The sequence below is a fragment of the Paenibacillus sp. J22R3 genome (assembly GCF_056269305.1).
Map to the genome: position 1 here is coordinate 1 of NZ_JBWDNS010000010.1, position 11,272 is coordinate 11,272.

Annotated in this window: 9 protein-coding genes; 3 read left to right on the forward strand and 6 right to left on the reverse strand. The window is 45.8% G+C overall.

The genetic code is table 11. The features are described 5' to 3' along the window. Window positions 1–444: 444 nt before the first annotated feature. Window positions 445–633: a hypothetical protein gene (locus tag AC0YN4_RS28820; protein ID WP_475837385.1), complete on the reverse strand. Its 189-nt coding sequence runs from the start codon at window positions 631–633 to the stop codon at window positions 445–447. Window positions 634–756: 123 nt separating this feature from the next. Next, the gene (locus tag AC0YN4_RS28825) at window positions 757–1,176 is read right to left on the reverse strand and encodes an ROK family protein (RefSeq protein WP_475837386.1); all 420 of its coding nucleotides are present in this window, start codon (window positions 1,174–1,176) and stop codon (window positions 757–759) included. Between the two features lie 546 nt (window positions 1,177–1,722). Here AC0YN4_RS28825 and AC0YN4_RS28830 point away from each other — a divergent pair. The 3 genes from AC0YN4_RS28830 to AC0YN4_RS28840 all read left to right on the forward strand — a co-directional run bounded on the left by AC0YN4_RS28830 (window position 1,723) and on the right by AC0YN4_RS28840 (window position 6,653). Then, window positions 1,723–3,033, forward strand: coding sequence for a CBM96 family carbohydrate-binding protein (locus AC0YN4_RS28830; RefSeq protein WP_475837387.1), 1,311 nt, complete (start codon window positions 1,723–1,725; stop codon window positions 3,031–3,033). A gap of 219 nt (window positions 3,034–3,252) precedes the next feature. Next, a complete protein-coding gene (locus tag AC0YN4_RS28835; protein WP_475837388.1) occupies window positions 3,253–4,842 on the forward strand; it encodes a response regulator in 1,590 nt (529 codons plus the stop codon). After that, window positions 4,839–6,653: a sensor histidine kinase gene (locus AC0YN4_RS28840; protein WP_475784341.1), complete on the forward strand. Its 1,815-nt coding sequence runs from the start codon at window positions 4,839–4,841 to the stop codon at window positions 6,651–6,653. Before AC0YN4_RS28835 ends, AC0YN4_RS28840 begins: the two co-directional genes overlap by 4 nt. 59 nt (window positions 6,654–6,712) lie before the next feature. Here AC0YN4_RS28840 and AC0YN4_RS28845 read toward each other — a convergent pair whose 3' ends face one another. From AC0YN4_RS28845 to AC0YN4_RS28860, 4 genes are read right to left on the reverse strand one after another with little or no spacing between them, the layout of a single operon-like run. Beyond that, complete coding sequence (locus AC0YN4_RS28845) at window positions 6,713–8,245, reverse strand: ABC transporter substrate-binding protein (RefSeq protein WP_475784340.1); 1,533 nt, start codon at window positions 8,243–8,245, stop codon at window positions 6,713–6,715. Between the two features lie 52 nt (window positions 8,246–8,297). Further along, window positions 8,298–9,221 (reverse strand): carbohydrate ABC transporter permease, encoded by a 924-nt coding sequence (locus tag AC0YN4_RS28850; RefSeq protein WP_475784339.1) that lies wholly within the window; start codon window positions 9,219–9,221, stop codon window positions 8,298–8,300. An 18-nt stretch (window positions 9,222–9,239) separates the two neighbouring features. Then, the gene (locus AC0YN4_RS28855) at window positions 9,240–10,160 is read right to left on the reverse strand and encodes an ABC transporter permease (RefSeq protein WP_475784338.1); all 921 of its coding nucleotides are present in this window, start codon (window positions 10,158–10,160) and stop codon (window positions 9,240–9,242) included. Between the two features lie 27 nt (window positions 10,161–10,187). Further along, complete coding sequence (locus tag AC0YN4_RS28860; protein WP_475837389.1) at window positions 10,188–11,084, reverse strand: nucleoside hydrolase; 897 nt, start codon at window positions 11,082–11,084, stop codon at window positions 10,188–10,190. Window positions 11,085–11,272 lie beyond the last annotated feature (188 nt).

Consider the following 11,272-nt stretch of genomic DNA (forward strand, 5'->3'; position numbering starts at 1 on the left):
AAACTCTCCATAAAAGTGGTAAGCCCGAAGGCTTGGCCATTTTTAAGAATTCGCTTGTTAGCTCATTCAAAAAACTAGCTTTGCGAAACGTTAGTTTCGCGATTTATGACCGTTTGACTGGTCGCTCATTGTTCAGTTTTCAAAGAACAAATACTTCGTGTTATTCTTGTTTATTTCCTTCCGGCTCATGACCGGAATTAGATCTTACCATGATTCGAAACATGATTGCAAGCTTTATTTTTCAACTTGTTTTTGTCTCGATCATCGCTTCCAAGTTGGTGTCTCGGAGGCGGAAATAGAATATACCATGGATGAATAGGAAAGCGCAACTGTTTTTTGAAATTAATTTTCTTGCTGCTAGAATACTTATACCCTTTCTATTGATACGCTAAACGGCCGTCCCCAGTTTAATAACCGAGAACGGCCGTCTACGTTCGAGCTTACTTAAACAACTACAGACTTTTCAAGTGGGAGTGCATGACCGAAAGCCGGCTTGATCCGGTTTACGGGTGCAGTCCAGTGGAAGGCATTGCGAATAATATGAGCGTTTGCGCCGAGGTAGGCACGATCGAAATTGCCGAATGCAACGTTGTAGTAACACGTGTTGAAGGTTTCTCCGGATGAGTTCTTCACGACGTTGTAGAAAGCCCGCAATTACTCGAATGAATAAAAACGCATAAAAAACGGCTACCTCTGAGAGGTTGGCCGTTATGGTAAGAGAATTACTTCATTCTTGCATCTTCTGTACTTGTACGGCTACAGCATCGTCAGCCTCTTGCCGATGTGGTCGAGCATGTAACGAGCAGCGCCGAGCGTTACCGCGTCATCGCCTAGCTCCGAGTAGCCTACTTGCAGCCGCTCCCCCTCGGAACGTATAACCGTTTCCGCCAAACCTCTCTTCACCTCAGCCAAAAATCGTTCGCCAAGCTGCGTGACGGCACCCCCAATGAGCACCGCTTGCGGATTGAGCAGATGTACGACGTTCGTAATGCCAAATGCCAAGTCGCGAGCCATCTCACCGACGATATCGCAAGTGAGTGCATCCCCTTGCTCGAAGGCGCTGCGAATAGTATCCAGCGATACGTCTCGATCGGGCGTTGACGATTGCAGGTCACGAAGTATCGTTTCACGTCCGGACACCATTGCAAAATGCAGCTTGTTTGCAACCGCAGGCAAGCCTGCAATTAATTCGAGACAGCCGCGACGTCTCCAGGTGATCGATATTCGTCTGCGTATTGTTAAGCGTCAATGTATCTTTGGCAATGTTAAAGGATATATAACCGAGGAGGAATAGGGAGGCACGGATAATAGAATCATGGCAGCGAGGAATCGGCTTCTGACTTTGCGGAACCGGAACAGGGATAACAGCCTTGTTGTCCATCTCATAAGTGTGGCGCCCGCCTTAGATAGAGTAAACGGTCTGACCGTGCAGGTCTGGCCGGATTCTATTTCATTATATATTATGAACCCATGAGGTAAAGATGGGATAGTTCGGATTTCATAGAATCGGTGTTCGATATTATTGGGTTGGCAGGTAGTCATAATAACGTCACTCGGGTCACAGCAGTTCGTTGTTGCGGCCCGGATCTCAGGTATATAGTAATGATGCCAGTCAAGAGTTACACATCCTCGGAAAGGAGGGAAGCATGTCTCGAGAAGAGAAAACGGCTCTTCTTTTGTAAGCGGTGTCATTTAAGAGTAACTAACTTGGAGGTGCGCATGATGAAGAAGAGTAAATCAATTGTATTGTCTGCTCTGGTTATGTTATTGGTTCTGTCTACTTTCTTGTTGGTTAATAACAAAGAAGCTAATGCGGCTACTGTGACCAGTAATGCATCCGATGATGCAACCATGTGGGGAACAAGCTTAATCGGTCCTACAGCAAACACGATGGCTGTAAATGTTGGCCAAGACAAGAGATCGTACTTGAAATTCAGTGTCAGTAACTCGGGCACAATTACTTCTGCCGTACTGAACGTGAAGTGTATTACAGGCGGAACCGCGAATATCGGTGCATACGCAGGAACGGGTAATACGACCTGGAATCAGACGACCCTTGCATGGAATAACCAACCTGCCCTAGGTTCCTTACTTGATTCCAAGAACACAACCTTCGTTGCAGGAACCGTTTATTCGTTCAATGTCCTGCCGCTTATTAATGCCAATGGAACCTATTCGATCATCTTAAAGGGCATTACCGGAGGAGAAGTCACCTTCTCGACGAAAGAAGGTACAACGATCCCGAATGTGGTTACATCCACTACAACAACGCCGCCGCCAACCGGACCGGACCTTACCGGGTACACCTTATTAAGAGACTACTCGTTTGGAACCTCACGCAACACGAACAGCCTTACATCGCTCACCAATTCATTCAATGCTTACGGTGTTGCAGGAACAACGGTCATTAACAATGAATGGCAGCGGTATCAACCTATTAATAGCACCAATCACCATTTAACTTCTACAACGTTAGAGTTAACGGCAACGCCAAACTTAGGCGGTGTATATGACGGAGGAATAAGCAGCGGTCAGATCACCACGAAAGAAACGTTCTATCCGTATGACGGGAAAACGTATATCTTCCAGCTGAGAGCCAAAGTCCCTAAAAAAGTCGGAGCATGGCCGGCATTCTGGCTGTATTCCCCCGGCGGTGCAGGTTCAACCAGCTCTGAGATTGATATTTTCGAATTCTTTGATACGCCAACACAGAACACCTATGACTGGACGGGATTTGACCATGGTGCCGGCGTATTTGAGGATTACTACAGCATCATGACCAATCAATGGGTATGGCATCCTGGAACGGATTTCTCCGATGACTATCATCTCTATACCCTCATCTGGAAGGAAGGCAACCTTCAGAAGTGGGTGGATGGTACCTTAGTTAAAGGAACGCTCTTCCGATGGGATGGACCGGCTCCGCAGGTTCTTATCAACCTTGCTATGGGTGGAAACACGAACAATAATCCCGTATCGACATCGTTTCCAGCCGTATTCTCCTTGGATTACTTCCGTGTTTATGTAAAATAATAGAACAATAAGCCCCCCCCCTTCCTAGCAATAGCGAAGCATATGGATATGGGAACTCACATGCATGGGTAAGGCATAAAGTAAGCTCAAGGAAACCGCTAGGGATTAGTTCCCTTGGCGGTTTTCTGTTTTTACACTTCATGTCTACTATATTCCTTTTAAGATAAACGTTTGTGGTAACATGGAGGTAGATCATTACATAATCGGGAGTGAGCTCGCATGATCAAGCTTCTAATCGTTGAAGATGAGTCCGTTACCAGAAAAGGCCTAATGAAGCACATCAAGTGGAACGAACTGGGAGTCGACGTTGTTGAGGAAGCCAGAGACGGCGTTGAAGGGCTCGAAGCAGCTCGCCGGCTGCACCCCGATATTGTTGTATCGGATATCAGAATGCCCGGAATGAACGGTATTGAGTTTACTACATGTCTCAGAGAACAATTTCCTGAATGTCAGATCATTTATATGAGCGGCTATTCCGATAAGGAATACCTTAAGGCGGCTATTCGCCTTCATGCGGTCAGCTATGTGGAGAAACCTATTATTATCGAAGAGCTGCAAGAGGTTATACAGAAGGCGGTACAGCTGTGTATCGAGAATAATAAAGTCCAGCATATCAACATGGCACTTTCGGACAGCCTGCCGTTCATTAGACAGAACATTGTAAATGGGCTGATTCATAACACGCTCGATTGGGAGGAACTGCAACGCAACTTAAATCTGGCAGGTGTATCTTTTGACGATCGAAGAGACTCTTACACGATTTCTATCATCGTCCCTTCCTATGAAGATGCCGAGACTGCCAATGAAGTCAAACAAAGCTGCTGCAATCGGATTATGGCCTTTCTTCATCATGCCTCACACGGCTTTACACATTTGGCGGTCATGAAGGATTCCGGCTCTATTATCGTCCTATCTGCACATAAACCGGAGAGTACGAATGATCTGGCTACGATCTATCAGCTGCTCTCTGAACATGTGAAAGATAAAGAAACGAAATGCTCCGGCCTATCCTGGATCGTTGGCAGCACTTCGTCCAAATTATCGGATATCCGTCATTCCTATGAAACAGCAGCCGGCTTTCTTGGGCATCTTTTTTATTATGACAGTGGGCATTTTGTCCGCGCGTCTACCAGGACGGACTCCGACTTCTATACAATCAATGAAGCATTAATAACATCCTACGCAAAGCTGCTCCCAGACCTTCAGCCAGATACAATCTTGCCATTTACAGAAATGCTGTATCAAGAACTTAGAAGAAAGCCCGGAACACCGGTAGACGAAGTCAAGCAGCTATTCTATCAAATGATGCGCATGCTTGTTGAGCAGGCTGGGATGAGCGGACTTCCCCTCAGCATATCAAGCCATCAGAACGTGGAATATTACTGGGCGATGATGTCCAAGATGGATACCCTCAAGCAGCTTAAAGATTACTTCCTGCAAAGGGCAGCCTATATTCATGACCGTATCGAAACGATGGAATCCAATAGCAGAGCCGTACTTGATGTTAAGAAATATATACGAGGCAACTATAGCGACAAGGAAATTTCCGTGAATATGCTCGCCGATCACGTACACCTGACCCCTACATATCTCTCCTCATTGTTTAGAAAAGAAACAGGTGAAACCATAAGCGAGTATATAGCAAAGGTCAGAATTGAGAAATCTGCGGACCTGTTAATGGAGCCGCAAGCCAAGCTTTATGAGGTAGCGGTTCGATCTGGCTATAATGATGCCAATTATTTCGCGAAGGCCTTTAAGAAAATAAAGGGAATGACACCTTCACAGTTCAGGAGAAGACACAAATCGTGAAAAACGGATTCCGGACTCTAGTCGGATTTTTTACACATCTGAATATTAGGGGAAAGCTTCTCATCTCCTATTTCATTCTCATCTTCTTTCCTCTGGCTCTGCTGACTACGATTTCCTACATTAATGTATCCCGTGATTACGAGAAACAAATTCTCCACTCCGCTGACCAGTCGTTTGACCAAGCTTATACGTTCTTAAACTATAAGGTGAACACGCTTATCAAGGCATCCGATGTCATCTATTTCAATGCGGATATTCAAACGATTCTAACGAGGAACGTGAACAATTATCAGAATGATTTGGTACAGCAAAATATGGATCGACAGAAATTGGAATATCTCTTGAACAGCTTGCAGAACACGGAAGACGTCTACCGGGCAAGTCTTTATGTTCCCGGATGGTTTATGTATGCGGATCAGAACTTCAACTTCTTTAATATCTACGCCTTCTCCCAGACGGCAAGCTATCGCAATCTCATGTCGTCCAAGGATAAGGTCAGCTGGCTTCCCTCACATACAATCGCAAACAACAACAATAATCTCGATCCGGTCCAAGTGATTTCGCTGCTTAGAAAAATCAGAAACAGTGAACAGACCTCCGAAATTATCGGGATTATCCAGCTAAGCCTATTGAAAGAGAATATTGAAGATATGCTTCAGAAAGCAAATATCACTTACGACGGCGTCGTCTATATTCAAAATGCAATGGGCGATATCGTAAGCTGCTCCAACCTGCTGAATTTCAATCGCATTAACCCGAATATCGATCTCATCAAGGAAGTTCAGGAGAACAGCACGTCATGGAATGACGCGACAATCGGCAGCAGCAATTTCGTTGTCAAAGCAAGAGCTGTAACGAATACGGATTGGACGATGGTTACGGCCATTCCGTTTACGGAAATATACGCGCAAAGCATCCGAATCAGAGACCTCATGCTCGTATTGATGCTCGTATGCGGACTGGTTTCGTATGGACTTGCCTATTTCATTACAGGCGCCACCGTCAAGAGACTCCAACTGCTAAGGAAGAAGATGAGACAGGTACAGGAAGGCTTTCTTCATGTCGAAGTGAATTCCAACATTCACGATGAGATCGGCGACTTGACCGACAGCTTCAATCATATGGTCAAACGAATCAAACTTCTTGTTGATGAACAATATCAGAACGGCAAGGAGATCAAGAATCTGGAGCTCAAAGCGCTGCAGGCGCAGATCAATCCGCATTTTCTGTACAATACGCTCGAAATGATCAACTGGAAAGCCATTGACAACGATGTTCCGGAAATCGCCGTCATCTCGCAATCGCTGGCTAAATTTTATAAGCTCAGTCTGAATAAAGGCAAAGATATCGTAAGTCTCGAGGATGAGCTCGATCATATCCGAATCTATGTCAAAATCCAGAATCTCCGATTCGACGATAAGATCAAGCTCACCACTGATATTGACCCTGATTTATATAACTGCAGCATCCTGAAATTAATCCTCCAGCCTATCGTCGAGAATGCCATTATTCACGGCATACGTGAAGCCAGGGATAGAGAGCAAGGCTCTATTACGATCACAGCATTTCTGGATAAGACCGATATGGTCCTGACGGTCAAAGACGATGGCGTCGGAATGCCGCAGGACAAAGCCGAAGATATCTTGGCCAACGGAAACGCAGCCGATGAAGTCCATGGCTATGGCGTTAGAAACATCAACCACCGGATCAAGCTCTGCTATGGCCAGGAATACGGCCTAACCTACCGCTCCTCGCTGGGTAACGGAACATTGGTCGAAATCAGAATACCGGCTGTGCGTATCTCAGCATAACAAAAGGTTCAGGAAGGATCGACTTGATCCCTCCTGAACCTATTTTCATCTACTTCTCTTTAGCTGGTTTTATTAGCTGCAAGAAAGGCGTCCAGCTGTTTCTGCATCTCGGCCATGATCTTATCCGAGCCGGCATTCTTGATTTTATCCACCAGCGTCTTCAGACCTTCTGCCGGGTCCTTGATATAGCCATAGTTGAGCGGAAGCGCGTACTGCTGCACGACGTTATTCACGGCAGCCATTTCGTTCTTAACAGGCTCGAAATCAGGCGTGAATAGTGCATAAGGATTGTCAAGGGCTCTGTCTGCCAGCTGCTTTCTCACTTCATCAATATTTGGCGGAGAATCGACCGGCTCTTTATAGAACTCAGGCGATTTAAAGCCCCACGAGCAATACCCTTCAGGTGCAAAGCCGTCCAAATCAAGTGCTTTCAGCTTGTTGTCCGCGGTAATCTCATAATGCTTGCCCTCGATGCCGTAAGTGAGGAGATTATAGTAGCTTTGATCCGTTCTTAGCAATTCCAGGAACATCAGCGCCCGCTCAGGGTTGGCGGCCGATGCCGGGATCGCCATTCCATCTTGCATGGCTGACGTTTTATACGTGTATTTGCTGTTCGGGAAGAATCTCACATCCCAGTCCGGATGCTTCATGTAAGCACCTTTCCAGGAATCCTGGTTATGCAGATTGCTGGCCGCTTTTCCGTTCTCGAACATTTTATCGTCTTTATTGGACAAGATCGATTTCGACCAGTAGTTTTTATCGCCCCATTCCTTCATTTTCTTGTAATAATCCGATATGCCGTCGGCTTCATACAAGTTGAAGATTTTAGCGGAAGCATCATCCATGCTCACCATGAATGGGGAGTACTGCGTCGCCAGGATATTGTAGAAGCCATTTGCGTTTGCGTAATAGCTTTCAAGACCGCCCGAAGAGCTGATTTGACCGCTTGGATCGAGCTGCGAATCGTTCTTCACGACGGCATCCAGATACTTCCCGTAATCATCCAAGTTGTCGATCGTTTTCAGACCGTATTTATCCATCAGGTCACCGCGAACGATGTACCCCATGTCACCATACTGGAAGAATTGTGCCGGCATGGCGAAGAGATGACCGTCAACTTCTGTCTGTTTATAAGCATCAGGTGTGATTTGAGCCAAGCTTTTCGGCGCATAGGTCTTAGCCAGATCTTCAATCGCCAGGAAAGCGCCCTTACGAGCATTGGAATAGAAATTCGTCCACGTGGATGCATAGATAAGATCAATAGGTTCGCCTGAAGCCAGAAGCAGCGGATATTGCGTACCGAAATCGGCCCAGCCTACCCAATTTACTTTGACCGTAGCATTCAAATCTTTCTCTAGCTTCTTGTTTACCTCGGCAAGCACCATGTCATAATCCTTGGCAGGCGAGCCGATCAGGTACATGTTTAATTCAACCTTCTTGGAAATGTCTACAGCTGTATTACCGGCATTTTCTTTCGTGCTGCTTGTATTGCCGTTTGATTCATCGGAATTCGCACCACCGCAGCCTGTAAGTACAAGCCCCATCGTGAGTGCCACACTTAACAGCAGTGTTAGTACCTTTGCCTTCCTCACACGTACTCCCCCTTAAAGATGTTGTTTATGTGATAAACCGGCTTAACCGAGATTATCCTTTTATTGCACCAACAGTAAGGCCCTTTACGAAATACTTCTGTACATAGGGATAGACCAGAATAATGGGACCCGTAGCAATAACCGCCATAGCCAGCTTGAGCGATAAGGTGGGAACTTCAATCATAGATACGCTTGCTACGCTTGCCAGTCTGGATATGGCTTCAGAGGATTGCAGCGTCGAGAACAATAAATATTGAAGGGGATATAATTTAATATCCGTTATAAACAGCATGGCGTTATACCAGTCATTCCAGTATTCCAGGGCATAGAACAGTCCGATTGTCGCAAGACCGGGCTTCGTTAGCGGTAAAATCAGCTTTAAGAAAATCGTGAAGTCTCCCGCTCCGTCGATCTTCGCCGATTCGCTTATGGAATCGGGGATCGAGCTTATAAAGGTTCGCATCACGATCAAATAAAACACATTGATGATCAGCGGGATGATTAAGGAAAGCAGGCTGTTCTTCAAATGCAGGTATTTGACGAAGAAGATGTAGAGCGACAAGATCCCGCCATTGAACAACGTGGTGAAGTAAAAGAAAAACGCCAGCTTGTTGCGATATAAGAAGTCCTTTCTGTTCAGCACATATGCCGTCATGGAAGTCACAAAAAGTCCTACGCTGGTGCCAACGACCGTAATGAAAATAGACACTCCATAGGCCCTTAAGATGTCCTGAGGGTACTTGAACAGGATTCGATAAGCCTCTAGTGAAAATTCACTCGGGATGATTCCGTAACCATGCTTCGTTATGGCGCTTTCCGAAGTGAATGATCCGGATACCAGCATTTCAAATGGCAGCAGGCATAGAACGACCGCCAAGATAACCACCGAATAGCTGATGATGTTGAATAAGAGGTACGTGCCCTCCATCTTCTTGTAAACCTTTTCAGTAGTGCCGGAAGCATAAGGTTGCTGCATAGTTCTCCTCTCCTGTTCCTAGAACAGAGCGTTATCCGGTCTAGTCCTTCTGATAATTCCATTCACCACCATGATCGTGACGAAGCAGAGCACGGATTGATAGAAGGTTGCCGCAGCCGGCATCGCGATATCGCCGCTTGTAATAAGCGATCTGAATACGAACGTGTCGATTACATCGGTAGCGTCAAAGAGCTGACCGTTATTGCCGACAATTTGGTAAAACATCTGGAAATCGCCGCGTAAAATCCTGCCCAGATTCAATAGGAAAATGATGAATATGGTTGGCATGATCGATGGGATGGTGATATAAAATATTTTCTGAAAAATATTGGCCCCGTCCATTTCAGCCGCTTCAAAGCACTCGGAATCGATGCTGACAATAGAGGCGATATAAATAACCGACGTATAGCCAACCCATTTCCACGAGTTGAAGAAGCAAATGATGAGCACCCACACATAAGGCATGCTGTACAGATTGACCGGATCCAGGTTCAGAGCCTTAAGCACCGTATTCAGCGTTCCCGTCTCATAGTTGAAGATGTTGAAAACAAAGACACCAACAATCGTCCACGAAATGAAGAAGGGCAAGAAAATAATCGATTGCGATATTTTCTTGAAATAGCGGCCCCTCATCTCATTGATAAAAATCGCGATCATAATGGCAGTCAATTGAGAGGTTACAAGATTCAGCATGTTATAAAGGATCGTATTTCTCGTTACCAGCAAACCTGTTCCGGACGTAAAGAAGTATTTGAAGTTCTCGAACCCATTCCATGGACTGCCAAACACGCCAAGGTTAAACCTATAATCCTTGAATGCCAGTATGATGCCAGCCATAGGGATATAAGCGATTAATAGAATCAAACCGATTGCAGGTAAAGCCATTAGAAATAAGGTTCTGTTCTTTCGGAGTTCGTATAGAAAGCCGTGCTTGTTCAAACGCGATCACTTCCTTCGTTCTGTGAGTTACAGGCAAACTCGGTCCATATAAAGCTTTATAAATGCTTCCGAGTCCACGTTCTTGGCAGCCTGAATGACGGACTGCTCGGCATTGCCGCGCCAGTAAAGTGCGGTTTTGTTATAAGTCGCCCCGCGCGTAAACTCGCCTTGGGTCTCCACCACAATCTCATCCCGTTGGAATTCCAGCATTTCATTGTCGAATACGGCGCAGATCGCCAGAGGATCATGCATCATCGGATAGTGATCCGTTATCGTCTGCCATCGTCCGACTAATTCTCGAATGTAAGCAGCCGATCGTTTAGGCTTGGTGAACAAACGGTCGACATCTTCCTTGGTCAGCACGCATTGAACCGTAACATCCAGTCCGACTGCCTTTATCGGTATGCCTGATTCAAACACGATTCTTGCGGCTTCGGGATCGCATCTTATGTTCCACTCACTTAGGTGGCTGTAGAAACAACCTCCCATCATCACAATCTCCTTCACCTTATGCTTGAGCTTGGGCTCTTTGAGGATTGCGATCGCTATATTGGTCAAGGGGCCGATCGGAACCAATGTGATATCTCCATCCGACTTCATCACCGAATCGATAATGAAATCGATCGCATCTGTTCCGAACCCCTCCGCATCTCCATCCTTCTCTTCGGAGAACTGGCACGGGATTTCATTCACGTCCACCTTGTTCAAGATCGGACTTCCAATTCCGGCATATACGGGAATATCCCCCCGTCCAGCCATCTCGAGCATGTTCACTGCTAATTTGGCCCTGGCTGTAACATTCTTGAATACCGTCGTTATGCCTATTACATCCAGTTCAGGCGACTCCAGAGCAAACGCTATCGCCAGTGCATCGTCGATATCGTCGCCAATATCCGTATCAATGATTATCTTTGTTCTGTTCATGTTTACCCTCCAACCGATAGGTTTCAATAGTTTGGAAACGCTTACAGGTCTATTCTAGCATTGGAACAGAGCCGGATAATATATACAAAAATATGATAACAAGTAAAAATATACGATGTTCTGCTCTGCTCATGAACAATAGAAAAAACCTCGATAGCCCAAGGTTTGGACATCAAGGTTTGTTCGTT